General features: G+C 33.1%; 25 protein-coding genes. 1 reads left to right on the top strand and 24 read right to left on the bottom strand.

What is annotated here, in order from left to right; genetic code table 11:
- The first annotated feature begins 185 nt into the window (after window positions 1-185).
- Window positions 186-848: a ribulose-phosphate 3-epimerase gene (gene rpe, locus HM990_RS15795; RefSeq protein ID WP_178990211.1), complete on the top strand. Its 663-nt coding sequence runs from the start codon at window positions 186-188 to the stop codon at window positions 846-848.
- A gap of 20 nt (window positions 849-868) precedes the next feature.
- On the opposite strand, the gene HM990_RS15800 is transcribed toward rpe, so the two are convergent.
- The 24 genes from HM990_RS15800 to HM990_RS15915 form a co-directional block, all read right to left on the bottom strand.
- Complete coding sequence (locus HM990_RS15800) at window positions 869-1,288, bottom strand: CBS domain-containing protein (RefSeq protein WP_178990222.1); 420 nt, start codon at window positions 1,286-1,288, stop codon at window positions 869-871.
- Between the two features lie 84 nt (window positions 1,289-1,372).
- The gene (locus HM990_RS15805; RefSeq protein ID WP_178990225.1) at window positions 1,373-3,709 is read right to left on the bottom strand and encodes a GumC family protein; all 2,337 of its coding nucleotides are present in this window, start codon (window positions 3,707-3,709) and stop codon (window positions 1,373-1,375) included.
- A gap of 1 nt (window position 3,710) precedes the next feature.
- Complete coding sequence (locus tag HM990_RS15810) at window positions 3,711-4,469, bottom strand: polysaccharide biosynthesis/export family protein (RefSeq protein ID WP_178990227.1); 759 nt, start codon at window positions 4,467-4,469, stop codon at window positions 3,711-3,713.
- A gap of 99 nt (window positions 4,470-4,568) precedes the next feature.
- Entirely contained in the window at window positions 4,569-5,660 is a 1,092-nt protein-coding gene (locus HM990_RS15815; protein ID WP_178990229.1) for a glycosyltransferase family 4 protein, read from the bottom strand.
- A 94-nt stretch (window positions 5,661-5,754) separates the two neighbouring features.
- Window positions 5,755-6,504 carry a glycosyltransferase family 2 protein gene (locus tag HM990_RS15820; RefSeq protein ID WP_178990231.1) on the bottom strand — a complete coding sequence of 250 codons (750 nt, stop codon included), beginning with the start codon at window positions 6,502-6,504 and terminating at the stop codon, window positions 5,755-5,757.
- A gap of 1 nt (window position 6,505) precedes the next feature.
- Window positions 6,506-6,994 carry a WcaF family extracellular polysaccharide biosynthesis acetyltransferase gene (locus HM990_RS15825; RefSeq protein WP_229719286.1) on the bottom strand — a complete coding sequence of 163 codons (489 nt, stop codon included), beginning with the start codon at window positions 6,992-6,994 and terminating at the stop codon, window positions 6,506-6,508.
- A gap of 86 nt (window positions 6,995-7,080) precedes the next feature.
- Entirely contained in the window at window positions 7,081-8,031 is a 951-nt protein-coding gene (locus HM990_RS15830; RefSeq protein ID WP_178990235.1) for a UDP-glucuronic acid decarboxylase family protein, read from the bottom strand.
- 10 nt (window positions 8,032-8,041) lie between these two features.
- On the bottom strand, window positions 8,042-9,184 hold the full coding sequence (locus tag HM990_RS15835; RefSeq protein WP_178990237.1) for a glycosyltransferase family 4 protein: 1,143 nt from the start codon (window positions 9,182-9,184) through the stop codon (window positions 8,042-8,044).
- A 54-nt stretch (window positions 9,185-9,238) separates the two neighbouring features.
- The gene (locus HM990_RS15840) at window positions 9,239-10,234 is read right to left on the bottom strand and encodes a glycosyltransferase family 4 protein (protein ID WP_178990239.1); all 996 of its coding nucleotides are present in this window, start codon (window positions 10,232-10,234) and stop codon (window positions 9,239-9,241) included.
- Window positions 10,231-11,496, bottom strand: coding sequence for a hypothetical protein (locus HM990_RS15845; protein ID WP_178990241.1), 1,266 nt, complete (start codon window positions 11,494-11,496; stop codon window positions 10,231-10,233). Before HM990_RS15845 ends, HM990_RS15840 begins: the two co-directional genes overlap by 4 nt.
- 36 nt (window positions 11,497-11,532) lie before the next feature.
- Window positions 11,533-12,693: a glycosyltransferase family 4 protein gene (locus HM990_RS15850; RefSeq protein ID WP_178990243.1), complete on the bottom strand. Its 1,161-nt coding sequence runs from the start codon at window positions 12,691-12,693 to the stop codon at window positions 11,533-11,535.
- 16 nt (window positions 12,694-12,709) lie between these two features.
- Window positions 12,710-13,954 (bottom strand): glycosyltransferase family protein, encoded by a 1,245-nt coding sequence (locus HM990_RS15855; RefSeq protein WP_178990245.1) that lies wholly within the window; start codon window positions 13,952-13,954, stop codon window positions 12,710-12,712.
- Window positions 13,951-15,144 carry a glycosyltransferase family protein gene (locus HM990_RS15860; RefSeq protein WP_178990247.1) on the bottom strand — a complete coding sequence of 398 codons (1,194 nt, stop codon included), beginning with the start codon at window positions 15,142-15,144 and terminating at the stop codon, window positions 13,951-13,953. Before HM990_RS15860 ends, HM990_RS15855 begins: the two co-directional genes overlap by 4 nt.
- Before the next feature lie 70 nt (window positions 15,145-15,214).
- Complete coding sequence (locus tag HM990_RS15865; RefSeq protein ID WP_178990249.1) at window positions 15,215-16,195, bottom strand: glycosyltransferase; 981 nt, start codon at window positions 16,193-16,195, stop codon at window positions 15,215-15,217.
- Window positions 16,192-16,938, bottom strand: coding sequence for an acyltransferase (locus HM990_RS15870; RefSeq protein WP_178990252.1), 747 nt, complete (start codon window positions 16,936-16,938; stop codon window positions 16,192-16,194). Before HM990_RS15870 ends, HM990_RS15865 begins: the two co-directional genes overlap by 4 nt.
- Entirely contained in the window at window positions 16,935-17,825 is an 891-nt protein-coding gene (locus HM990_RS15875; protein WP_178990253.1) for a glycosyltransferase family 2 protein, read from the bottom strand. Before HM990_RS15875 ends, HM990_RS15870 begins: the two co-directional genes overlap by 4 nt.
- Window positions 17,816-18,478: an acyltransferase gene (locus HM990_RS15880; RefSeq protein WP_178990255.1), complete on the bottom strand. Its 663-nt coding sequence runs from the start codon at window positions 18,476-18,478 to the stop codon at window positions 17,816-17,818. The genes HM990_RS15875 and HM990_RS15880 overlap by 10 nt, the downstream gene beginning before the upstream one ends.
- A 7-nt stretch (window positions 18,479-18,485) precedes the next feature.
- The gene (locus tag HM990_RS15885; RefSeq protein WP_178990257.1) at window positions 18,486-19,430 is read right to left on the bottom strand and encodes a glycosyltransferase family 2 protein; all 945 of its coding nucleotides are present in this window, start codon (window positions 19,428-19,430) and stop codon (window positions 18,486-18,488) included.
- A 1-nt stretch (window position 19,431) separates the two neighbouring features.
- Complete coding sequence (locus HM990_RS15890) at window positions 19,432-20,538, bottom strand: glycosyltransferase (RefSeq protein ID WP_178990259.1); 1,107 nt, start codon at window positions 20,536-20,538, stop codon at window positions 19,432-19,434.
- Entirely contained in the window at window positions 20,535-21,542 is a 1,008-nt protein-coding gene (locus tag HM990_RS15895; protein WP_178990261.1) for a glycosyltransferase family 2 protein, read from the bottom strand. Before HM990_RS15895 ends, HM990_RS15890 begins: the two co-directional genes overlap by 4 nt.
- Before the next feature lie 44 nt (window positions 21,543-21,586).
- Entirely contained in the window at window positions 21,587-22,399 is an 813-nt protein-coding gene (locus HM990_RS15900; RefSeq protein WP_178990264.1) for a hypothetical protein, read from the bottom strand.
- Entirely contained in the window at window positions 22,396-23,673 is a 1,278-nt protein-coding gene (locus tag HM990_RS15905) for an ABC transporter ATP-binding protein (protein WP_178990266.1), read from the bottom strand. Before HM990_RS15905 ends, HM990_RS15900 begins: the two co-directional genes overlap by 4 nt.
- Window positions 23,674-23,792: 119 nt before the next feature.
- Entirely contained in the window at window positions 23,793-24,563 is a 771-nt protein-coding gene (locus tag HM990_RS15910) for a sulfotransferase family protein (RefSeq protein ID WP_178990268.1), read from the bottom strand.
- Window positions 24,564-24,656: 93 nt separating this feature from the next.
- Window positions 24,657-25,517 (bottom strand): ABC transporter permease, encoded by an 861-nt coding sequence (locus HM990_RS15915; protein ID WP_178990270.1) that lies wholly within the window; start codon window positions 25,515-25,517, stop codon window positions 24,657-24,659.
- Window positions 25,518-25,880 lie beyond the last annotated feature (363 nt).

Genomic DNA, 25,880 nt, shown 5'->3' on the forward strand with positions numbered 1-25,880 from the left:
TCGTGCTTCGTGCTTCGTGCTTCGTGCTTCGTGCTTCGTGCTTCGTGCTTCGTGCTTCGTGCTTCGTGCTTCGTGCTTCGTGCTTCGTGCTTCGTGCTTAAAAAGTAAAAAAACCTTTAATCACTTTTGACCATTAACTTCATAATTTATTTACCTTTGCTGAAATCTAAAAAGAACTAAATTTAATGGCTTCAAAATTAATTGCTCCATCAATGCTTGCCGCCGATTTTGGCAATCTTCAACGTGATACAGAAATGGTGAATAATAGCGTTGCCGATTGGTTTCATATCGACGTTATGGACGGGCATTTTGTGCCTAATATATCTTATGGCATGCCTATTATTGCAGCTATTAAAAAGCATGCAAAGAAACCATTGGATGTTCATTTAATGATTGAAAAACCGGAACGTTATATTGAAGAATTCGCTAAAGTTGGCGCAGATATCATAACAGTTCATTATGAATCTACCGTTCATTTGCACCGCACTTTGAGGCAGATAAAAGATGCAGGCTGCAAAGCTGGCATTGTACTTAATATTACGACGCCACTTAATGTTTTAGAAGATATTCTTCCCGAATGTTATATGATTTTGTTAATGTCAATTAACCCTGGATTCGGTGGGCAAAAGTTTGAAGATGTGACCTATAAACGTGTAAAAAACCTTCGAAAAATGATAAACGACCAAGGTTTAGATACTCGTATTGAAGTTGATGGCGGCGTCACAGATAAAAACATCAAAAAACTGGTTGATGCTGGTGCAGACACTTTTGTAGCCGGCAGTCATGTCTTTAAAAGTGACAATCCGACGTCGACCATCAAAACCCTAAAGGGTATAGCGAATTCTTAAAAGAGACACTTACCGTGGATTTATAACTGCTTCAACAAATAATTAATTAAATCCGTAGTCGTGACGATACCAACCAACAAACCGTTATCTACAACAGGTAATGCATGAAATTCTTGTGTTGCCAGTATTTTAGCTACATCCTTAATTGTAGTATCAGAAGTCACCGTTACTACATTTTTAACCATCACTTGATCTATGGTAAACATATTATAGACTAAAGTATCGACTTCCGTTTCGGTTTCATCAACAGCATCAGCAAAACTTATCCTTAACAGGTCAGTATAGCTTAACATACCAATGACAACCTCCTCTTTAACTACAGGAATATGTCTGATTTTATGTCTTTTGAATAATAATTCTGCCTTTTCCAAATCATCGTCTCTATTGAGCGCAATGATATCGGTTGACATTATTGTAGAAATCGGTTCTAGAGTTTTCATGACTTGTAGTTTTATAATTCACTAATAAAAGTAATTCATAAAACCCTTAGAAAGTATGACAAATATCACCGAATAATAAATTAATTATTCTTTACTTCCGTAGCCGTAGTTATAGCCATAGTTATAACCATAACCGTAAGATTTATTGGTATCTACACTATTAATCACGTAGGCCATGTTTTTCAATTTTCCAGATTCAAATAAATCTCTCGAATATTTTAAAAGATTTTTCTCCGTATAATTAGCGCGAGCTAAATATATAGTGGCATCAGCCAATTGAGAAATTAACATGGTATCAGTTACCAATATTGTTGGTGCAGTATCAACGATTATATAATCATACTCATCCTTTGCTTCTTCAATTAGTTTTGTAAAGCGTCCGTTAGTCAACAAATGCGCTGGATTAGGTGGAATACTTCCTGACAAAATAATATGATGGTTAGGATGTTTTTCAAAACCATTGATCAGGGCGTCTTTCCAATTATAATTGATATCATGAAGATAATTAGACAACCCTGGTTTATGTTTTTCCTCTTGAATATGTACATGAATCTGTGGATTTCTTAGATCTGCACCAATTAGTAAAACTTTCTTATTTATACTTGATAAGGCTAAGGATAAATTCAGGCTAATGTAGGTTTTACCCTCTCCTTTGATGGTAGATGTACAATAAATAACTTTTCCTTTTCCATCATTTCTGGGTGGAAGTAAATAGTCCACATTAGAACTTAAAATCCGAAATGCCTCAGCTAACGCAGAATTATCTTCTGGATCCTTGAAAATAAGTTGGCCTGTTTTTATTTTCGGAATCTCTCCAACAATAGGCACCTTAGAATTTAAATGATTAATATCTTCTCTTCCTTTTATTTTAGTATCTAACAGTAAAAAGACATAAATAATTCCGAATGGAACCGCTAAACCCATTACAATTGCCAATAAATAGGTGTTTCTAGAATTAGGTGAGATTGGAGTTCCGTTAGAAATAGCATATTCAACCACTTTTATGGATGGTTCCGTAATTGCTAGATTGATTGCCGATTCTTCTCTTTTTTGAAGAAGAAAAAGGTATAAACTTTGCTTAATCTCACGTTGTCTATTGATGTCTGCCATTGCTTTCTCCTTAGCAGGTAAACTATAAACTTGAGAAGAAAATCGCTTATTTTTACGCATCAATTGTGTTCTAGAAGCGCTCAATTGTTTAGAATAAGAATCAATGGAAGCTATAATATTAGATTTGACGTCTTTCAATTTAGAATTTAAAACGATGACGTTAGGATTATTTTCACCTGCACTGGTAATTAAATTATCACGTTCAAAAACGAGTGCATTGTAATTATCAACTAAGCCATTTATACTCGTATTATCGATTCCTATATTTGCTGGTAATAACCCTGAATCAGGATTAGGTGTCTCAATGGTTTCTTTAAGAAGATCAGATACCATCAATTGCCTATCTATTTCAAATAATTCTTCTTCAGATAAGGTACGTTGAGTGATACCCAATTCTGCATCTGACTCTAATGTAATTAAGTTGTTTTTTTGCTTATAATCCTTGATGCCAACCTCTATAGAATCTAATTCCCTAGCTAAAAGAGCAAAACGCTTATCTATAAATTCTATTGTGCGTCTGGAAACGTCCTGACGATCACTGATGCCGTCATCATTAAATACCTCAATTAACGTGTTAAGAATACGTTCGTTTAAAGCCTTGCTCTGACTTGTATAATTCAATTGAAGTAAATCACTGTTTTTACCCAGCATACTTATATTTACTCGTCCTTTTAAAGCATTTGTTACACTTTGAACCGATGAAAACCTTACAATAAAAGTCTTGCCACTAATTTCTCCTATATTATTTCGGTTATCTAAACTTAACTCAAAAGGAAGATTGTGATTAAATTTAGTGGTATTAAATTCTGGAAATACGAAGGTTTTTCCAGTCCCTGACGACGTTACTTCAAATGACTCAGGTTTTACATCAATTCTATACGCAAATCCATTATAAATACTATCGTTACTAATGGTCTTGATAATATTAAACGGTAAATGATTGATTTCCGTCGTCAGAACATTCCCCTCTTCATAAAATCGCATGGTTAAATCCAATCGATCTACTACATTTTCTATAATCCGATAGGACTTAAGAATTTCAATTTCATTTTCAAGATTAATATTAGAACGGTTAAATATAAATGCAGACGATGGCATTTCTAAACCTTTTGTTTTATTTAATATTTTTATCTTGGCAGCGGCAGTATAGACCTTGGGTGTATATCTTAAATATATGTAGGCACCAATAAATGCTAATATGGCGCCTAAAACAAACCAATACCAATAGCTCAAATATTTACGGAACTCGCCTTTTATAAACTCCCCTTGATCCTTGCTTTTTTGGTAGTTGTTTTCTTGAGCTTGATTCATCTTATTTTGTGATTAAAACGACGGTAGTAAATAGAATTGAAACTACGGAAAGTAGGGTTCCCACATTACCTATAAAACCAGCACTTTTTACTTTTGGATTATTAGGATCAACGATTATGGTATCATTGGGTTTAATAAAATTATACGGCCCGTTTAACCAATCAGCTGATGTTAAATCGATATGCGCTATATGCTGGACTCCATTTTCATATCGCATAATTTTTATGTCCTCACGCTTACCATTAATAGTTAAATCACCTGCATAACCTAGAGCCTGTAATAATGTAATATTCTGCTCTGCAAAAGTATAGGTTCCAGGCCCATTAACTTCGCCTAAAATTGTCACTTTAGCATTTACTAGTCTTACCTCTACTGTAGGGTTTTTTAAGTGACCTTCATCCTCTAATTTCTGTATAAGAAACTTAGAAAAATCCTGAACTGTCATTCCTGCCACAGACAAGACGCCTAAAATTGGGAAATTGATTGTTGATTTTTCAGAAACTAAATAACCCTCCAACTGCATTAATTCTAAACTATTACCAGAAGTGTTGTTGGAGGATTTATTATAAGGAATCGCCGATTCTGGTATCAATGCGCTGACGTTAATACGCAATACATCGTTCGGTTGAATAATAGAACTTGAATAAACAATCTCGTTCTTGTTATATTGATCCGCATCTTGTAAATAAAGAATTTCTTTTTTGCTTGTGCACGAAAATATTAGAGCGCAGCATAATAGACAATAAAAGTACTTTGACATTCGTAAGTGTTTAGTAAAGCAACAAATATAAGTGCAATATTAGTTTTCACAAAGCATTAGTTAATGGAGCTTATAAATTATGTTATTCTTTCTATAAAACTATCTTCCCTTTAACCAATCATAAAGAAAATACAAGGAGTACAATATAGCTCCAGAAGCAAGTAATAGTAACAATTGCCAGTTGATATCCAAGTTTCTGCCAAAGTAAGAAATAAAAATTAAAACAATATTTATACTTACAATGGTTGCAGTTGTTTGAATATGTGAAAAACCACAGCTTAAAAAGCGATGATGCAAATGATTGTTATCTGCCGAAAAAGGACTTTTTTTATGAACCACTATTCTTATAAAGAAAATTCTTAAGGTGTCCAATAATGGAAAAAACAATATAGCCACACTAATAATCGGTGAAGATGTATGGAATAGACTTGAACCAGAACCTTCTGAAGCATCAATAAACCTTACGGCAAATACAGCAATGATAAAGCCTAAAATCATTGAGCCCGAATCTCCCATAAACATTTTTCTTCGTTTTGAAAAATTAAAAACCAAAAATGGAACTAGTGCACCAATAGCCGAAGCGGCCAAAACTAACATACTTATATCATTATATAAATAGAATACAATGCCAAAAAAAGAAGATGCCATTAACGCTAACATACCTGCTAACCCATCTACGCCATCAATAAGGTTAAAAGCATTAATAATTAAAAGATAGACGAAGAGTGTAAATAAAACGGAAAGCCAATAAGGCATTATCGTAATTTCAAAAATCCCAGATAAGCCATGGATACGTGTATCTGTAAACACAATTAATAAAAAAGCCGCTAACAATTGACCTATGAACTTTTTGCGTGGGGATAAAATTAAAATATCATCTTTTAAACCTAGAAAGAATAAAATGGTTATGCCACCTAAGATTAACAGTAAGATTTTAGTATCTAAGGTTGCGCCTGTAATTGTAATTGAAACCACGATACTCAAATATATTCCAATACCACCTAAATTAGGAACTGTACCCTTGTGACTACTTCTATCACTTGACTTATCCATTAAATTTTTCTTTAATGCCACTAAAATAATGGCCGGATAACTAGAAAATGACACCACAAAGGATATGGTAGATGCAATAAGAACTAGCCATCCAATGTAATCTAATGGATTAAAATTTTCAAGTAATTCTTTTATCATGAATTCTGACGCTACTTTTTAAGGTTTTGCTCTGCAAAGATGCATAAAATAAACATAAATACCTTCTATTGGATTTATGAAATCCAATTAAAGTTTAGGATATAAACTGCTTCAATTTTGAAACATTTTTAATAAGTATAGTCTTCCAACTTCCAATTTCATTTGCATTAATAGCTCGGTAGTCCTCATTAGTTTTTTGAATAATATTCTTTAAACTTCTGTTACTGGCGCCGCCTACTCTCATTTTTACAATCGTTTTGGGTAGGTAATAAAATTTAAGTTGTGGTTGTTTAAATATACGTAAAATAAAATCGTAATCAGCCGCTATTTTATAAGAAAGATTAAAAGTTCCATATTTTTCGTAAACATCCTTTTTCAAATAAAGCGTTGGGTGTGCTGGCATCCAACCTTGTGTTAAAAGCTTAGGTCTAAATTGTTTACCCACCCAGTTTCTAATTACTTTATCCGTATTTTCAAAAGCAATATAATGAAGGTTACCATAAACACCATCAGCGTTTTCATTTTTAAACGTATTAACAATAGTTTCAATGACATTATTATCTGCTAAAAAATCATCAGAATGTACCAAACCAATGATATCTCCAGTGGCTTTTTCAATGCCTTTATTCAATGCATCATAAATACCCATATCTTTAGCTGAACTGTATATGATTTGTGGATATGCTTTAGACTTTTCCTCTATATAACTTAAAGTGCCATCACTAGAAACACCATCTATTACTATATATTCAATATTCTTATAGGTTTGATTAAGGACAGATTCCATACAAGTGTTTATGGTTGACTCGCTGTTGTATGTCGCCGTTATTAAAGAAACTTTCATTTTATGGTTGTTCAATTTTACGTGTTTTCACTCTAGTTGCAGGATTTCCACTATAAATACCATAGGCCTCTAAATCCATGGTAGCAACGGATCCTAAGCTAAGAACCGCATGGCTATTTAAGGTCACTCCAGGAGATACAATAGATTTAGCTCCGACCCAACTCCCCTCTTTCAAAGAAATAGGTGCTACAAATAAATCAAAACTTGATTTTTTATAGTCATGATTACCGCATATCAAAAGCGCTCCCTGCGAAATACAAACATGATCTTCAATAGTTACTTGATCAAGATTGTCTATCCAAACATTCTCTCCAATCCAACAATAATTTCCTATTTGAAGTTTCCAAGGGTATTTAATTGATATTCTAGGTTTGATCACCACACCTTGACCTATTTTGGCTCCAAAGGTTCTTAAAAGGACTATTTTTAATCCTGAAGAGATATTCCAACCGCCTTCAAAAAAGAGCAAACTTATCACATACCAGAGCATCCGCTTGAATTTAGAGCCTGGAGTATACCAACTATTATTATATGTAGATAAATCTGTTTTCAAAACTGAAGATTGATTTTCTATGTCTACGCCTTGTTCGATTTTATAAGTCCATCAAAATAGGTAATTGTTTTGCCTAAACCTTCTCTTAGATGCACTTTTGGTTCCCATCCATTCAATTCTTTTTTCGCTAAATCAATAACGGGTTGACGTTGCATAGGATCATCTTGAGGCAATGGCAAATGAATAATTTTTGATTTTGAATTCGTTAATTCTATTACTATTTCGGCCAGTTCCAACATGGTGAATTCTATTGGATTTCCAATATTCACAGGCCCAACAAAGCCATCTCTACTTTCCATCATACGTATTGTACCTTCTACAAGATCATCCACATATTGGAAACTCCGTGTTTGATTTCCCGCTCCAAATATGGTAATATCATCCCCTTTTAAAGCTTGCATTATAAAATTAGAAACTACGCGTCCGTCTTGAGGGTGCATGCGTGGCCCATAGGTATTGAATATTCTAATAATTTTAATAGCGACCTCATTTTGCGTATGGTAATCCATAAACAACGTTTCCGCACACCGCTTACCTTCATCATAGCAAGAACGTAAGCCTATAGGGTTAACATTGCCCCAATAACTCTCCGGTTGTGGATGTACAGTAGGATCTCCGTAAACTTCGCTAGTAGACGCTTGTAATATTTTTGCGCCTACACGCTTGGCCAAACCTAGCATATTAATAGCGCCCATTACAGATGTTTTAATGGTTTTAATCGGGTTATACTGATAATGGACTGGTGAAGCAGGACATGCTAGGTTATAAATTTCATCGACCTCAATCATATAGGGATTGATAATATCATGACGCACCAATTCAAAATAATGATGATCCATTAGATGTTCAATGTTCTGTTTGGATCCGGTAAAATAGTTATCTAAACATATGACTTCGTTCCCTTCCTTCAGTAAGCGTTCACAGAGATGTGAGCCAACAAAACCAGCACCACCAGTAACTAAAATTCGTTTCATTTTAAGTATTTTAAGCGTTCAAAAATAAGCTTTTATTTTGTTCTAATACCTTCGGGTTCTCAATAAATGTCTTAGCAAAATGAAACGCCGATTTTGACCACTTGTTATACTCATCTTGAGACATACCGCATAAATGCTCTATGGCTTTGATAAAATCAGTTTCACTAGTATTAGAAAGATCATACCCTAACTTATCATCTTTTAAATTTCGCCAAGGTGTTTGGTCCGATATAATTACAGGGCAACCATTTTGCCAAGACTCCATAATTACATGCCCAAAATTCTCATGAAACGTTGGCAACAGTAATAGATGCTCTTTAGATAAATAATTTGATAATTCACCATTTGGAATAGCACCAAGATAATTTGTACTAATATTTTTTGGCAATTCTTTTATCTTCACTTCACATTTTTGCCAATAATCATTATCATCTATTGGGCCAATGATATGAAACTGAACCTTATATTTTGATTGAATTTTTGAGAGCACATCCAGTGCTCCAATTAAATTTTTTTTATAGGATATACGTGAGAGAAAAAAAATGTTAATGTGATTTTCTATTTTATTTTTTTCCGAAAAGTTATTGTGGGTTATTGCGGAAAGATTTGGGGCTAATATAATTTTTCTACCTGTTCCAAAATGCATTTTAATCTCATCAATTTCACTTTGGGCCGTGGCATGCCATATTACTTTTTTATGTAGATTCAGGCGTTTAATAAACCCTAAAAAAAGCTTCTTTTTTAAAGGTTTTATGGCTAGTGCTCCTGCACCTAACATACCTCGAGTCGCTAAAACTCTTCTAACAGGTTCATTTCTTAAAAGCCAAAACGGAAGTATTGTAAACTTAACGGAAAACAAGGAGTTAAAATAAACAGCATCAAAGGTATGGGCTTTAAAAAGTTTTTTTAAATACTTCTTAGTTTGATGTTCAGCATCCAAATACATCACTTGATATCCGTCTTTTTTCACCCATGTATTCAGGGATTTTGGATCTAAGTCTAATAATTCACCTAAGTCTGAATTCGATGTAATTATACTGATATCGAATTCATCTTTTAATCGACTGACCAAATTGGCAATGGATTGTATGGGTCCACCAGCTTTATATGCTGGTAAATACCAATCAATAAATATCCAAAGTTTTAATTTCATATTGATTTTAACGCTATACTATTATTTTACGTGTTATTGTGGCCTAAACAAATTTCAATTACCGGAACTGACATCTCGGTAAATATGCATATACTCCTTTGCGACGTTTTCAGACTTAAAACGTTCCACATTTTGTAAGCCTTTTTTTATTAAATCCTGTCTTAATGGTCTATTCTCAATTATTTCCTTAACTCCCAGTCTTATAGAGTTTAAATCATGTGGGTTTACTAAATACGCAGTGTCTGCCGCAACTTCCTTCATAGCGCCTAAGTTAGATGTTATTACTGGTCTCCCAACTGCCTGAGCTTCAATTATAGGCATACCAAACCCTTCGTAGGTAGAAGCAAAACACAATAGATCAGATTTTTTAAATTCTTCTACGACTTCATTAATTGACAAATTGAAGCGTGATTCAAAATTTAAATCTAAGGTAGCTACTAATTTTTTTTGTACATCTGTCGGTTTACCAATTAGTACTATTTCGGAAGGAATGGTAGATAGCGCTTTTAAAACCATCTCCAAGTTTTTATTAGGTTTGGTGCCTATCAATAAAATTCTAGGCTGTGATTGGTTGAAATTATAATCACTAAAAGCGAATAATTCGTTCACAGGATTATTAACTACGCTTATTTTATGTTTGGCAAATGGTATAATTTTTTCAAGTTCCAGTTTAGTGAAATTTGAAATTACGGTAATACGTTTTACACATATTGCGGGTAACCAAAACCAAAACAACTTTAAATACAGTTTTTTTATAACATCCCTTTTTAAAATCGAGTTAACATCATGGATAGTTAACACCGTCTTTTTGCCTGTAACTAAAGCCATATAATGGACGTCTCCTGTAATATGATATATGGTGTCCTTATCTCTTTTAAACGTCGATACGTTAGACCATAAGGTACTAAGTCCTCCTCCTAATGATTTAAGATGCATTGTGGATGTTTTTGTCTGTAGACCAATCATTGCTTTAATGTGGTTAAAAACACCTTCAATACTTTTGAATTTTGGATCTGGTTTTCTAAATATATAAGTGATGGTCTCTTTCATTTATTAAAATTCCACATTAAGTATTTTTTAGCAAACCATATAAATATGAAAACCACTATCATAGATTTTACCAAATGGTTTAAGACTACTACTAATTCTGTTTCTGCTTTAATTACTTGCAGAAAAATCAGTGGAACAAATGCAATAAAAATAATGTTCTGCCTAATTTTAGCAAATAAAAATAGCCATACCCTTCCTAAAAACAATCCCCAAAACCCCATAAAAAGTATGCCACCAAAATGGGCGAAATTACCATAGGCTTCGCCAACGATACTAATACCCATTGACACATCGTTAGTTATTGAAAGTCCAGTAAAAAGTGCGAAATTTTCCTGCCCACCAGCTTTGGTCTTATTCGGATTTAAAAATCGTGGTAGAACAGACGCAAATACCGCATCCTTAACGGTCATACCATTTAGATAGTCTTGATTATTAGGAATATTATCTAATACGGCGCTGATAATCCAACCTTGATTAAGCCTAACGTTTGAGTCTATACCGTCATCTAGTTCATCCGAAGACGTTTCATCTACCAAAAACGAATCCATCATAAGGTTTACAAATAGCTCCAGTTTATTTCCTGAAAAATTATTCCACACCTGCATTCTATAAGCAGATTTCATCGTTTGTAAGGTTGATGCAAACAATGCGCCCAACACAAACGTCAATAAAATCCTTGGGATGGTAGGTTTATATTTTAATGTCCAAAACATATAGAAGAAAACAGTCCACAAGATAAAATCGTGAAAAAGCGCTTTTAATATAGAATTAAGCAATAAGTAAAGGATAGCGATATAAAATATTCTTTTTAATTTCTTATTTTCAGAATAAAATAAAATAATAGCTCCAACATATTTAAAATTTGACAAAATAAAAATCAAAAAACCTAATGATCTGGGCAAGACATTACTAAAAACATCAAAAGCAACACCTATGAAGAATATAATTAAACCATACCCTGAATATTCCCTCAAAACCTCTACGTCGAAATGAAATCGTTTTGTTTTTCTAATTATTAAAAGAATAATGATGGAAAACACTGCATAAGCAGGTGCCACGAATGCCATATACTCAGATTCTTCTACATACATATAGTATTTCCAATGCGTTGAAGGTGAGACATATTCAATTATGGGCCCAATAACCCATTGTAAACCCGCAATAAGTAGCATAAGCTCTATCACAGGCAAGCCTTTGCCCAATCGCTTAACAAAACAATAAGCGACAAAAGCAACCATTCCAACACCTATGTAAGACCACATATCCATTCTTCTAAAAACTTTGAATGATCGAATCTCCTAAATTTCATTTTCTAGAGCTTCAACAATTTTAAGCATTGTAAAGTTATTAACGTGCGCCTTTGCATTTTTTCCCATGGCTTCCAATTTGCGCAACGATAAGTTTTCTAAAATACCCATTAGTTCGTTCTGATTAGTATGATTAAAGGAGAACCCATTATAGCCACTTACAAGCATATCTGTTGTTCCTCCCACCTTATCTGATACAATCACTGGTCTAGATGAAGCCATTGCTTCATTAACTGCTAATCCCCAAGTTTCGCCTGGGCCTTTAGATGGTAAACAAAACACATTACCTAGTCGATATAAAATTGGCATTTTACTCTGATTTTGAAAAGGTATCATCTTAATATTAGAATCGTTTTTTGACCATAATTCTAATTCATCTTCTAATGGACCGTGACCAACCAATACTAATTTTAAGGGTTGCTGTAATTTTTTATTTACTCGTTGTATGGCTTTTAATAAAAAATCGGGTTGTTTTTTAGATTCAAATTTACCAGCAAATAAAACTACTAAATCATCTTTATTAAACCCTAGTTCCTTACGCCAAACTAAAGCTGAGTTTTCATAATTCTTTTCTTCAGAATCGTAATATCGTTCGTTATCAATAGCATGATGTGCTAATACTAATTGGTCCTCTTTTAATCCTACAGATTTAAAATACGCTTTATTTTGGGTCCCAACATAAAATGCTTTGTCAATGTACCTATAAATATAAGTTAAATAGTACTTCCTTAAAACTTGCTTCACTCCTGGTACGTCGTCTAATAATGTAGAATCACCTCTAAACCAAACCGGAATTTTTCCTTTAAAGAATTTCATAGCCTTTAAATGACTTTTTAGATACCAACCAAAAATTAAAATGGTATCTGGTTGCCAGTCCTTAATTCTATAATTCAGTTCTGGGCAATCTATTCCATTTTTATGATGTGTTCCTGGATCTTTAGAAATATTTTCTACAAACTCATAATGATAACCTTCTAATAATGGAATATCCCACTTTATATCTTTACCAAATGTTTTATCTTTTACAATTTCTGACGCTTGTGACCACGTATAAAAAACTTTAATCTCAACATTACCACGTTGTGCCATTAATTTAAACCAAGGTGCATAATACTGTATGGGATGCGTGGTAACTATTGCTAATTTTTTCAAAGTGATTTCTATTTATTTATTGGATTAAAACGTCATCCATCACTTCAGCTAATACTTTAGCTGATTGTTTAGATGAGTATTGATCTAAAGATTGTAACTCTGGAGACCAATTATTATCTTTTTGAAATTCAATTAAAACATCTGTTATAGTGCTAACAATTTTAGGTTTTGTATCGCCTTCATGGTAAGGTACCAGATAGGCATCAGCTTTTACATCTTGAATAACCTTGACTGCAGAACTTTCTGCATGTAAAATAGTAAATACTGGACGTTCACTTAGCAAGCATTGGAATGTTTTGGATGCTGTATAATGCTGCTCTGTACTCCCAAACAACATCACACGATCTGCATGAGATAAATAGTTTAAAATATTTAAAAAAGGTTGTCGCTCTCTTTGTTCTACAACTATATCTTCTAATCCGTAATCTGCGGCATATGCCGTAATACGTTTTGCAGGATAAGGACCTGTACCTATAAAAAACAACCTGATATCTGCGTCCCAATTTCCTTGATCTTTTAATGTATTAATGGCATTAAAAAAGCAATCCATAAAAAGATGTGAATTAGGTAGAAATGCACCTGCGTATATCCAAGGTTTACAATTTGCAATAGCATCCCATGGCATTTTTAAACCTTCTAATTTTAATTTGTGATCGTTAGGATCGAAACCATAAGGCATTCCTGCATGTACAGGTGGTCTCTTAAAATTACGTTCTATCACTGGCCAATAATATGGTGTAGAAACGCCTGTAATAAATGCTGCTTTTTTCACCGCATAAGGCTCTAAGGTTCTTGCCACAGACTGACTCAATTTTGCCCTTGTATCATTTTGATTAGTAATGTCTCTAACCCAAGGATCGATATAGTCTATTCCATAAGGAACTCCTGTTTTGCTGTGTATAATTCTGCCTAAAACTGCTGTATAAAATGAAGGAATAGGAATCCATATACAATCTATTTTACGTTCCATACATATGCGCAAGGCTTCTTTCTTGAGAAAAGGAAATGCACGCAAACCAATATCACCAATTATTCTCGGCTTCCCAACCTTATAAGCTTTTGTATAGATTACCTCGATATCTTCAGAAGCTGTTTTGGCGATATGTGGATCAGGAGTTTCCTCATAATACTCAGCATCTACCGTAAGTAATAAGGGTTTCCATCCAAATTGCTTAAGGTAATTACCTATTAAACGTGGACGTTGAACTCCTGCTAAATTAGCGGGCACCCAATGTGGATATATGATTAAAACCGTTTTCATTTTAGTAATTGCTTTAATTTGAGCTGTTCATTTTCCCATGAAAATGATTTGGCATTTTGCCAACGCTCAATCTTCTTATTTTGCGATAATATAGTAGTATCAACTTGTTGAAGCGTTTCCGCTAAAGTAGAGGTCATTATCTTCCCTGCATTATATTTTAAGGCATTTAAAAATTGTGATTGACCAAAAGTATCTGTAGCTAATACATAAAGGCCAGATTGCGTATAGGCGATAATTTTATTAGATAATGCTATTATATTATTTAAATCTTTACCAGGTTCTAAAGCCAATCCTATGTCCATAGCAGCTAAAAATCCATGTAATTTTGATTGTTCCATAATATCATGCAATATGATATTCTCACCAATTTCTGCAGTATCTAGAAAACCCTGATTATTATTACCGATAAGATGAAATTCAACATTATCCAATTTTTTCGCTGCTTCAACAACCTGTTCGAGACCACGATTTGGACCTATATGTTGTGAAAACCAAACACATTTTATTTTATTAGACGCTACACTTTTAGGCGCGACAAAATCAGTGGCCTTAAAGGCATTAATAATGGTAACTTCTTCTGTTTGTTTTTCTACCTTAAAATGCTTTTGACATTCTAGTTTAATGCCTTCAGAAGCATAGGTAATGCTATTTGCTTCTAAAAAACTATGAGCCATGATGTACATACGGTTTTGTTGCTCATGTTTTTTATTAAAATATAAGGCTTCCCCTGGATAATAATCTTCAATATCAAGCTGTAATGACACGCCTTGCTTTTCCGATAGCTTAACCGCAGGATAAAAAGCTCCTAAATTATGGGCAATAACACGAGAAGGTCTAACTGTCTTTCTGAGATTGTTTACAACAAACCATAACTGCGCTGCTTTATCATTACTGGCCCATGCACAAATTTTAAAACTTTTAGGAAAGAGATTATTTAAGAGTATCGCTATTTTTTGCAACACTTTACAATAAATCGTTTGAATAACATCTAGTTTTCTATCTATTTCTATAAAATGGACTTCCGGATTTCTACTTTTTATAGTTTCCGTAAGCTCTAAAGTCCAGTCTTGATGTTTAAAATTTATTACATAGCACTTAAATTCTTTTTTAAGGGCCTCAAATTCTTTTACCAAACGTGGATTGGCCGCTAGACTAGAGGTGGTAATAAATAGTAAATGTGGTTGTTTCAAAATGACAGTTTACGGAATAAGATTATTTTTAATATGCATTCTTAAAAAACAACACATTTCAATTTATAAATCAACTAACAGCTCCTTTAATTTTATGCAAAAATAACCGAAATAATTTAGCAAATTTCCATCCTAATGTTGTTTTTGAAAATTCAACTAATTTGCCTCCCAAGACTGGAACGTAATTGGACCCTCCATAGTCGTTAGAAAGCTTTATACTTTTAGCATAAACATCCTTGTATTCTGGAAAAGCATCTATTGCTATGAGCTTATATTGCAAAGCCATGGCATTTTTGTAGGCCTCTGTATCCCGTGCAAGCTGCAATTGGTCTGCTTTTGAGTTTAGCGCATTGAACTGACTTAAAAGATGATTTTTAGATTTACCGCCTGAGATGTTAGATTTCTGCCTGTGTTTTCTATAATAACAAAGCACATTCTGAGCATAGCAAATACCTTGAGATGCCATAATCACTCTACAAAAAAACTCGCCATCTTGGTCTTTAATAAGGTTTTCATCCCAAAGCCCTGCACTATCTATAACTGATTTAGGCGATAACCAAGCATGCTGCGCTACCATATTATGATTTTGTCCATCTGCCCCATAAAGCTTCAATAAAAAATCCTGTGGTTTATTGGAAGAAAATAAAAACGGCGTATCTGTAACTACACCATTTTGAGGGTTTTCGTAAAAATGACGTGTGCTACATACCGCCACCTTATTTTCAGTATTGAACAATAGCTCAAGTTGTGTCTCTATTTTGTGTAGATCCAAAAGATCATCAGCATCTAAAAACTGAATATAGTCTCCTGTTGCCAAACTCAGTCCATAATTTCTTGCTGCACAAGCTCCCTTTTTAGGGTTAGACTTTACAATTAAATTGGGCTGTTTTAGTCTTTGTAAAAAATCTAGCGTACCATCTGTTGAACCGTCATCTACAATAATAACCTCTATATTTTTATACGTCTGTCCAAAAACATTATCTAACGTCTCCTTTATAAACGGAAATCCGTTAAAACATGGAATAATTATGGACACTTTTTTTTGATTCATATTTTTTTTATAAACTTAGCAGGAATACCTCCATAAATAGATTCTGCCTCTATATTTTTTGTCACTACTGAGCCTGCCGCTACAACTGCCCTTTTACCGATTATTACACCAGGAAGAATAGTGACACCTGAACCTATCCAAGCACCATCTTCAATTATTATAGGTTTTTTTACTAAACCTCCTTTCCATGCAGGCACATTTCTATTTGTGTACACATGATCATGGGTATATATAATACAATTTGGTCCTATAGCTACATTTTCCCCGATTGAAATATCATCTACGACATCAATTATAGTATAGTCACCAATCCGAGAGCCTTTATTAATTATCAACAAACCGCAATTATCTGGTTCTCTTGCAAATACACAACAGTTGGTTTCAATTTTTACATCATCTGAAAAATGCCAGTTATTATTTACGTATAACTTTGCTCCGGCTCCAAGTTTAAAATTATCTCCAATAACAAATTTTATACTTTTCTGAACTAAAATAGTAGCCCTTTCTTCAAGCAAACAATTATTTCCAATTGTTAAGTTGGCTTTATTCCCTACTCCTATATTTAATTTTTCTTTAAGAACAGCAAAATCACCAATAAACACTTTACCATTTCCTTCCATTTTTATTGGAAATGAAAGATTAGGTTTGCACCCAAAACTCGCCTTAGAAAGCCTAAATAGCCAATACCCTATTCTTAACCACTTTTGAATAGTATATTTTATTAGTATAAAAATCACTTTCATTTTATGAATTTATTTTTTAAAACAGAATAAAATGACAGACCACTTTTTTTCTGCATTTGTAATGCTTTTTTAATAGAATGGTGTTTTATAGCCGATATAATTGCATTGCTTTTCTTTCTATTATTTTTTTCTAATGCCTTTTGTCTATCTACTTTATTTAATGGGCAGTTTTCTGCAATCAATAGAACATCTGCTATTAACAAATACTTAAATGGCACAAATGGGTCCGTTCTATTAGCATTCATTTGTTGATCATCGTGTTCTCTGTACCAAGCAATCCCGTGTGGCATCAAGACTACAGGGAATTCTTGTGATAACAGGTGCCACATTTCAAAATCACCTAAATGTTGCTTACCTGTGAAACCACCAATGCTATTAAAAGCTGCTGTTTTAATGATTGCACTTAACGGCGCTTTATGAAATAATGGCTGTTGAAAATAATGACGTTGGTACGCCTGCTCGGTACTTAATTGAAATGGGAATTGTTGTAGTTTATCTTGGGGCAATGAACATAAGCCATAACCCGCTTCTGGAAACTGCTCCATATAATACACCAACAACTCTAATCCGTGTGGATAAATTTTATCATCAGCATCCACATATTTAAGATACTTCCCTTTTGCGTATGCTGCGGCTTGGTTACGGTTGGGATAATCTCCTAAATTTTTTTCATTAACATACACCTTAATTCTAGAATCCTTAGCTTGGTATGATTTTGCAATGGTTACTGAATTATCTTTAGATTGATCATCTACAATAATAAGCTCCCAGTTTTGATACGTGCTATTTAGAACACTTTCTATAGCTTCTGCTATATATTTTTCACGGTTATAAACCGTCATTAATACGGAAACTAGCACATTATGTTTATTTACATTTAATCCCATGTTAGATTTTTTTTAATTAATCTTGGAGGGCTACCTACAAAAAGACCTGATTTTTCAGAAATGTCATTTGTGGTTATAGAACCAGCTCCAATAATTGAACTATCTGCTATTTTGGTTCCTTTTAAAAGTGTACATCTACATCCTATCCATACATTTCTGCCTATTATAATTGGCTTTGGGCTATTAATAACAACTCCATTCTCATCTTTAATTCTATGTAAATCACTATCCATGAACAAACATTCCCAAGAGATCAACACATTATTTCCAAACTTAATATTTGTTGAACAGATTATTGATGACTTTGCGGTAATATTAAAATTATCACCTAATTCTAGCAGACCACTGATAGACAAACAAGAACCATGACCAATATCAGTATTCCCATTAAATATTACCTTTCCTGAAAGTTTCCAAATTGTCCTATCTTTTTTTTTATCAAAAATACTAACATCACCATAACCAATCTTAATCATTCCTGTCCTTATTCTAGTATTGATTACAACTTCACCGTCGACCTTTTTTAAATATACATTTCTTGAAATGAAAAAAGGGAGTCTTAGTGCCGTTTTAAATGGCAAATATTTAAAATTAAAATAAAGTGTTTTTAGATTTATATGCTTAATCACATAAGAATATTTGTCAAAGTTCATATAGTGATTAAGTTTTATTCGTTGTTCCTTGTGGAATATTTACAGCTAGTTCTTTCTCTAGCGCTTCAATCTTATTCATTTTAATGGCGGTAGCTAATGTATGTGTTGCTTTTCTGTGGTTGGCTATTAAATTAAAATTATGCGTTATCCATTTCGGTGCACATTTCCACTTAAAATTTCTATATACCACAAGTGCATAATCCTTATAAGAATAGGTTCTATCATCGAAATAATTAAAACATTTATAAATAAATAATTTTGAGATTAAAACGCGTTTATACGTATAAGTTGGGAATTGAAAATGATAATGATACACTCTTGCTGTGGTATCATAAACCAAGGTATACCCTTTCTCTAATGCCATTTTTGCCCAAAGCATATCTTCTCCAAACACTAAAGGCTCAAAAGGTAAATTTAAAAGCGCTTGTTTTCTGTACATGGCATTAACATCATCCCAACCACAACATTGGCGTTGTTCTTTTGGTGATAAGTCTAAAAATTCTTGTTTGCTTTTAAACTTTACTTTTTTTGCACCGCCTTTAGATTGTGGTCTAAACCACTCGTGCGGATTCTTATCCTTATCATGTGGTACTACTTGTTGACCACAAACACCCATAACCTCTTTGTCTTTAAAATGTGCCAACATTTTTTCTAACCAAAACGCATCTGTAGGTGTAGCATCTTGTACCGTCATTACAATAAATTCTCCTTGCGTATATGTTACTCCAAGGTTACGTGTTGCACCATGGTTAAACGTTTTAGGGTCGATAGAAATAACTTTAACAAAACTAAATTGAGAAAGATACGCTACAGAACCATCCGTACTTGCAGAATCAATAATAACGACCTCTACATTATTGAAATGTGTTTGTTTTTTTACACCTTCTATAAACGCAGGCAATGTTGCTATACCATTTTTAACGGGTACTACAATTGAGATATTTGGAGTCATACTAAGCATCTATAGATTGAGTTAGAGCTTTTACTCTATTTTGCCAAGTTACATTATTCAAAAACGGTTTCAATTTGTCTTTTTCAATAGGCTTTGCATATTTTATAGCGGAAACAAAATCAGTATAGTTGTCTTCTACCATAATTAAATGCTCAAAATCTTCTCCTAAATGAGCGTGGTATTTATTAACCACTACAGGTAATCCTTTTGCAAGATAATCATATATTTTCATGCTATTGACATCTAAAGCCGGTTCTTCCCGATATAAACCAATACATACATTGGTCTTTTGAAGAATAGCATCTACTTCTGATGGTTTTAAAAAACCGTGCATTTTTATATTCTTATAAATTTCGAATTCATCTGCTAACTCGGTTTTGAAGTTTTTTCCTATAATATTTATGGTCCAATTGGGTTGGTCTTTTGCCATTTTTAATAACCACTCCAATTTTATCCATTTAGATAATGTACCGCAGTAAGTGACCTGGAAATCATCACCAGCTTTGTTAACGGTGTCAACAAAATGCACTCGAGACTTAAAAACACCATTCATTAACATTTTGGTATTGTTAAAACCTTTAGAGGTATACCAAGCTATCATAGACCGCGAACTACTTAATATAATCTCTGCTCGGTTACCAGCTTCTATTAATAATTGAGTTCTATTCTTTTTATGGTTTTGGGCTAAATTAGGGTCTTCAATAATATTATGATCGGTATCAAAAACCATACGGTCTAGTAATCCTAAAAATTTGTAATCTTCATAACCTCTAGGCCAATAACACCATGATAAGTTATTCTGACCTTTTTTCTCTTTAGGGAGAAACGTTTTTAATAAAACTCTATTTAATGGTTGTGTTATTTTTTTTAGGACACCACGTTCTGGCAGAATTATAGCAATGTAAACGTTCTTAATTTTAGGGTGTAATGATACTATTTGGTCTTTTTTATTAAACAATAATGCACGTGTACAGCGTATAACGTTGTAAACTAATTTTATATTAGGTTGTTCTGCTATAGCTAACAAAACCGCCATATTACGTCTATTAATATCTATTTCACTTTGGTTATACCAAGGGCTATCGGCTCCAAAATAATAAACAATCATCTCAGTTTTTGTTTGACTTTAACACCAGCTTTTACATAATTATCTCCCAAAATAGGAAAAATAATAGCCTTCCATGTTTTTTTTAATTTCCAACCATCTCTTAATGCTAATTTAATATCTGTTAGGATATTTTTGTAATCTTTGGCGTCCAGATTTATTTTATAACCAAAATGTAATATATCGCCTCTAAAGATTTTTCCATTTACGGCGTTTGTATTATTTAGGGGAGCCACTTCTAACGTTTTCGGTTTAGGCATCGTTTCGCCACGCTGTAATAAATCCGTACCATGGATTTCTCTTTCTCTTGCAAATTGCATCGTTAAATCGCGATAAAAACTGGTTGATGCTTTATGTACTTGCGTTGCAGATGTTGCATTTAGTCTTAAATAATAATAGCTGTGTTTTAAAACCGCAAACTTATAGTGCTCTATTATTCTTAACCACAAATCATTATCTTCTGAAGTCAGAAATGCTTCGCGATAGCCATTCATCTCCTTAAAAATAGCAGTCGGCCCTAAAACTGTACCATGAACAATTGGACTATAAGGATTAAACATTTGTCTGCTCACCATAACATAATCTTCCTCTGAAAAAAGTGCCGATTTGGGTTGCGTATAATTATAAGCCACTTTACTGTGATTGGTCATAAACGCACAGCTCGTACTTACAAATTTTATCTCTTTATGTTTTTGTAAAAATTGCATCTGCACCTCTAACATATTGGGCTCAGAAATATCATCTGCATCGTGCCTACGAATATATTTTGTAGTAATAAGGGCAAGACCATTATTTAGTGATTTAGCAACACCGCAATTTTGCTGTTGCACACATTTTATACGTGGATCTGAATAACTATCAATAATCTGCTGTGTATTATCTGTACTCCCATCGTTAATAATCAGTAACTCGAAATTCGTATACGTTTGTGCTAAAATAGAGTCTATAGCTTCACGTAAATATTTTTCGCCATTGTAAACTGGCATTAAAAAAGTTACTTTCCCCATATTTAAATAAATATTACAATAATTCTAATGTAACACTCACCACTTTAGTAGTCACAGAAAGCAACCAATTTATTCTGAAGTGCCTCAAGTTTAGATGTGTTTAAAGTAGTTCTCTTATAAAATTTGGGTTCTGATTTTAAATATTTCTTTTCAAAAATGTTGGAAATAGGAAAATACTTCAGTGAAAACCCCATTTTATTATTTAAATTAGAAACAATTTGATTATCTAGCTTTTGTATATCATCAAGCATAAAACAAATTCTCTTTTCTTTATCTATTAACTCTAAATGATGAATAATACTATTATAATAATTTATAACAGCATTTTCATAATATTCAATTTCTTTACTTAAACTTTGTTTCTGTAAAGTCAATTCATATTTTAACAGTTTTAGCTTCCCGAATTTAGTGCTTTTTATCTTTCTCTCTATTGGCGAATATTTTCGCCTTACTAAAGAATCAATAATTTCTGTGTATGGTCTAAGTATCACCAGATAATTGGCACTAGGGATTAATTCTCTGTAAACACCTAAAAAAAGGCAAGTTCTAGGGTCTTTCCAACCCCATTCTTTACTTTTATTCTTTTGTTCAAGAAGAACCTTAATTTTTTTCTTCTGTGATTTACTGATAATAAAATCATTTGGATTTTCAGTGCCATGATAAGGCACATTGCCACTCTTAAGAATTTCTTCATGAAGATATAGAAAATCTATATCTTCAAAATGGCCATCTGGATTTGAAAATTTCTTTCCTTCTAACTCAGTGCCTATATTTAGACTACATCTCTGTAACCAATTGCTTGTTAAAGAGGTTCCTGAACGATGCATTCCAGTAATTATCAAAATTTTATTAGTCATGATAATAGTTTGAAATTGTTTTTAACCAAAACACCTTCACTTGAGTTTTGTTCTCTACCTGTTTTGAAAAAATCTCCACCTACAACAGTAATTTCAATTGCAGCTTCAATATCATCTTCTGTTCCATTCCTTGAAAAACAAGATAATTGCACAAGATAACTTCCTTTTGGAAGCGGGAACGCAGGTATCACACACCTCAAAGTAACTTTGCCTTTCTCGGGTAAATCTAACGATTCTTTATTTGAAAAATTATTATTGCATAAAAACCTTATAACTCCCTTTAAATCCATAAACTGAATTCTGAATCTCGGACTATCTATCTTTTTAAATATTTCAATTTCTATATCTATGTTCAAAAGATTTCCTGAAAAAACTTCATTAATTTGTTTATTTGACTCATTTTTTAGTCCGATACTCAAGAATTTTAAGCCACCGTTACCAGGTCGTTTTTCATTTTTATCAAAATTCATATGGTTTAGTTCTCTGTTAGAGTTTAAATAGTAATTAATCCCATCGTCTACATCACCTAGAAACACTGTTGTCCCCCTATCCATTACTAATACTTTATTGCATAAATTTTGAATACTCGCCATATTATGGCTTACAAACAAAACTGTTCTACCTTCACCCTGACTTACTTCTTGCATTTTGCCAATCGCTTTTTTTTGGAATTCAGCATCACCTACTGCCAATACTTCATCCACCACCAAAATATCAGGCTCTAAAAATGCAGCAACTGCGAAGCCTAAACGCACTCGCATTCCACTAGAATAACGTTTTACAGGAGTATCCATATATTTGTTGCAACCCGCAAAATCAACAATTTCATCTAGTTTAGCAGCTATTTCTTTCTTTGTCATGCCTAACAACGCCCCATTTAAAAACACATTTTCTTTCCCTGTTAGCTCCGGATGAAAACCTGTACCTACCTCAAGTAAAGAGGCTATGCTTCCGTGACTTGTTATTTTACCCTTTGTTGGTCCAGTCACGCGACTCAAAAGCTTTAGTAGGGTCGATTTCCCAGCACCATTTTTCCCAATAATACCTAATATTTCTCCAGGATTGACTTCAAAATTGATATTACTTAATGCCCATACATATTCCGAACCTCCAGTTTTTGTACGGTCGTTGGTTTCCCCAATTTTCAAATATGGATCTTCTTTTCCACGCACCTTATGCCACCAACGGTTGATATCATGTGATAAAGTACCCGTACCAACGTTACCTAAACGATATTGTTTACCTATATTTTCTACTTTTATAATTGGTTTCATAGGAATTTAAACTCCGTTTTTTTTTGTTAATCAATATATTCTTATTTCTTAGAATATAGATAAATTATAACATATGATATTTGCACAATTTGTTCAAAACTAAGATTATAATATTTTAACTATTCAAGCCAGTCTGAACAATCCCAATCAAGTATTTTTTCAACTTGCTTTATCTCAAATTCATATAAGTTTAAAAGATATTCTTTATCTTGTAAATTTAAGTTTGAATGCTTCTTATGTTCATTTATAACTCGTTCCTTAAAATTAAAATTCTCTTCGTTTACGTTTAGAAATGAAAAAATTTGATTAAGAACACTATTTTGGTTGTTTTTGAAGTTCTCATATTTTATGAACATCAATTGCTCATCTTTAAAGAATCTCTTATATCTTCTGATTTGTTCTGAATAATAACCCCTATCTAAGTAGGAATAATACATGTGCTGTAAAGGTAATTTTTCTCTTACTCTTAACCTCTCATTTCTTATTGCATAGGAAAAGTCTTTTGTCTCATTGCTTTCTTTTGGTCTATCAAATTCCATATTCCAATGTGAAAAAGCTCGATGTATAGGATTGCGGAGAATGAAAATTAATTTTATATCGCTGTTGTAGTTCCAAATTCTTTCTGCCGCTGGCACCCAATATAAATATATCGGTGTTGCTTCACCATAAATTAATTTGTCTTGATTAAAATCAAACCTATTTTCATATTTTGAATAATCAATGTATTTTTTAGAAAAAACAGCCTCATTATTGAAATAATGTAATTCCTTCACTTCACCCATTCCAACATCTGGATGTTGACGCAAATAATACGCTAAAGCTGATGTACCACTTTTTTGTGCCCCGCCAAGAATAAAATCAATTTTTCTTTGTTTTTTTTTTTTTATCATTTCAATCTAGATGTAATTCGTTTTCTTTTATTGAACAATAAATGGTCATCATTTATATTCTTTTAATCCAATTCCTTCTGCATTGCTTGGAAATTAAACCGTATCCATAAACGTCTTTTGAACTTTATTAAAAATTATAGTTCCAACAATCAAAAAAACAAGCATCACTCCAAAACTATAAACTAAACTAGTCCAGCTGAAATTGCCTGTACCTGTAAAAGCGTATCTAAAGGTCTCTATGATTGAGCTCATCGGGTTGGCTAGTACAACCATTCTTATTCTGTTATTTTCAATCTCACTTAAAGGATAAATAATAGGTGTAGCGTACATCCCCAATTGAATTGCAAAGGTAATTAAAAATCGAAAATCCCTGTATTTTGTCGTTAAAGCCGTAATAATTAAACCGATACCTAAAGCCAAACCTGCAGTAATCAATATTAAGAATGGAATTAAAAATAAAGTAACATTAGGTTCTAAATTGGTATCTGTAAAAAAGAAATAATAAAAAAACACCAATAAAAACAAGGTAAATTGCACCCCAAAAGTAAGCAGCTTGGACACCACTATAGATAAAGGGGTAATGACTCGCGGGAAATAGACTTTACCAAAAATACTGGCATTGGCTACAAAGGTTTCTGAGGTTGCTTTTAAGGCATCTGCGAAGTAATTCCAACTTACTATTCCAGCTAAATAAAAGACAGCCTGAGGCAAACCATCGGTACTCATTTTGGCAATCCCTCCAAAAACAACCATAAACATAATTGTAGTTAAAATTGGTTGTATAAAAAACCAAAGAGGGCCAAAAATGGTTTGTTTATAGACCGCTACAAAATCGCGTCTTACAAATAAAAAAAGTAAGTCTCTGTAACGCCAAACTTCCTTTAGGTTCAGATCTAAAAGCCGTGTTTTGGGTTCAATGACTAATGTGTAATTTGAAGCTTGAGCTTGGCTCATAGTGTAAATTGCATTTAAGATTAAATAGCACTGTTCAAAGTGCAAAAGTGCGACTTAAATATGTAATTCACAAAACAAAAGGGCTTAAATTTCTGTAATAATAGCTTGTAATTAAAGTCAAATTCTTAGCGAATTTCCTTACGCAAAGGTTAGAAATATGGATTAGCAACCAACAGCGCAACAACTTGAATCTAGTTTTGCCGCCCATTCCTATAAAAACCCAATTTCTAATCACCTCACTAGTTTCTTCCCAGGTCTAAGCTGAGCGAATAGTACTACTCAAGATTTATCTTTCCTCGGCTACTAATCTCGTCAATTGTCATCGTATCCCGATGGCTATCGAGGATATTTCAGTAACTAACT

Origin of the sequence: Winogradskyella schleiferi (assembly GCF_013394655.1) — a bacterium.
Taxonomy (GTDB): Bacteria; Bacteroidota; Bacteroidia; order Flavobacteriales; family Flavobacteriaceae; genus Winogradskyella; species Winogradskyella schleiferi.

Excerpts from the sequence above, each read along its gene's own strand:
- rpe (WP_178990211.1), top strand. The coding sequence starts at position 186 with ATGGCTTCAAAATTAATTGCTCCATCAATGCTTGCCGCCGATTTTGGC.
- HM990_RS15800 (WP_178990222.1), bottom strand. The coding sequence starts at position 1,288 with ATGAAAACTCTAGAACCGATTTCTACAATAATGTCAACCGATATCATT.
- HM990_RS15805 (WP_178990225.1), bottom strand. The coding sequence starts at position 3,709 with ATGAATCAAGCTCAAGAAAACAACTACCAAAAAAGCAAGGATCAAGGG.
- HM990_RS15810 (WP_178990227.1), bottom strand. The coding sequence starts at position 4,469 with ATGTCAAAGTACTTTTATTGTCTATTATGCTGCGCTCTAATATTTTCG.
- HM990_RS15815 (WP_178990229.1), bottom strand. The coding sequence starts at position 5,660 with ATGATAAAAGAATTACTTGAAAATTTTAATCCATTAGATTACATTGGA.
- HM990_RS15820 (WP_178990231.1), bottom strand. The coding sequence starts at position 6,504 with ATGAAAGTTTCTTTAATAACGGCGACATACAACAGCGAGTCAACCATA.
- HM990_RS15825 (WP_229719286.1), bottom strand. The coding sequence starts at position 6,994 with ATGCTCTGGTATGTGATAAGTTTGCTCTTTTTTGAAGGCGGTTGGAAT.
- HM990_RS15830 (WP_178990235.1), bottom strand. The coding sequence starts at position 8,031 with ATGAAACGAATTTTAGTTACTGGTGGTGCTGGTTTTGTTGGCTCACAT.
- HM990_RS15835 (WP_178990237.1), bottom strand. The coding sequence starts at position 9,184 with ATGAAATTAAAACTTTGGATATTTATTGATTGGTATTTACCAGCATAT.
- HM990_RS15840 (WP_178990239.1), bottom strand. The coding sequence starts at position 10,234 with ATGAAAGAGACCATCACTTATATATTTAGAAAACCAGATCCAAAATTC.
- HM990_RS15845 (WP_178990241.1), bottom strand. The coding sequence starts at position 11,496 with ATGTGGTCTTACATAGGTGTTGGAATGGTTGCTTTTGTCGCTTATTGT.
- HM990_RS15855 (WP_178990245.1), bottom strand. The coding sequence starts at position 13,954 with ATGAAAACGGTTTTAATCATATATCCACATTGGGTGCCCGCTAATTTA.
- HM990_RS15865 (WP_178990249.1), bottom strand. The coding sequence starts at position 16,195 with ATGAATCAAAAAAAAGTGTCCATAATTATTCCATGTTTTAACGGATTT.
- HM990_RS15870 (WP_178990252.1), bottom strand. The coding sequence starts at position 16,938 with ATGAAAGTGATTTTTATACTAATAAAATATACTATTCAAAAGTGGTTA.
- HM990_RS15875 (WP_178990253.1), bottom strand. The coding sequence starts at position 17,825 with ATGGGATTAAATGTAAATAAACATAATGTGCTAGTTTCCGTATTAATG.
- HM990_RS15880 (WP_178990255.1), bottom strand. The coding sequence starts at position 18,478 with ATGAACTTTGACAAATATTCTTATGTGATTAAGCATATAAATCTAAAA.
- HM990_RS15885 (WP_178990257.1), bottom strand. The coding sequence starts at position 19,430 with ATGACTCCAAATATCTCAATTGTAGTACCCGTTAAAAATGGTATAGCA.
- HM990_RS15890 (WP_178990259.1), bottom strand. The coding sequence starts at position 20,538 with ATGATTGTTTATTATTTTGGAGCCGATAGCCCTTGGTATAACCAAAGT.
- HM990_RS15895 (WP_178990261.1), bottom strand. The coding sequence starts at position 21,542 with ATGGGGAAAGTAACTTTTTTAATGCCAGTTTACAATGGCGAAAAATAT.
- HM990_RS15900 (WP_178990264.1), bottom strand. The coding sequence starts at position 22,399 with ATGACTAATAAAATTTTGATAATTACTGGAATGCATCGTTCAGGAACC.
- HM990_RS15905 (WP_178990266.1), bottom strand. The coding sequence starts at position 23,673 with ATGAAACCAATTATAAAAGTAGAAAATATAGGTAAACAATATCGTTTA.
- HM990_RS15910 (WP_178990268.1), bottom strand. The coding sequence starts at position 24,563 with ATGATAAAAAAAAAAAAACAAAGAAAAATTGATTTTATTCTTGGCGGG.
- HM990_RS15915 (WP_178990270.1), bottom strand. The coding sequence starts at position 25,517 with ATGAGCCAAGCTCAAGCTTCAAATTACACATTAGTCATTGAACCCAAA.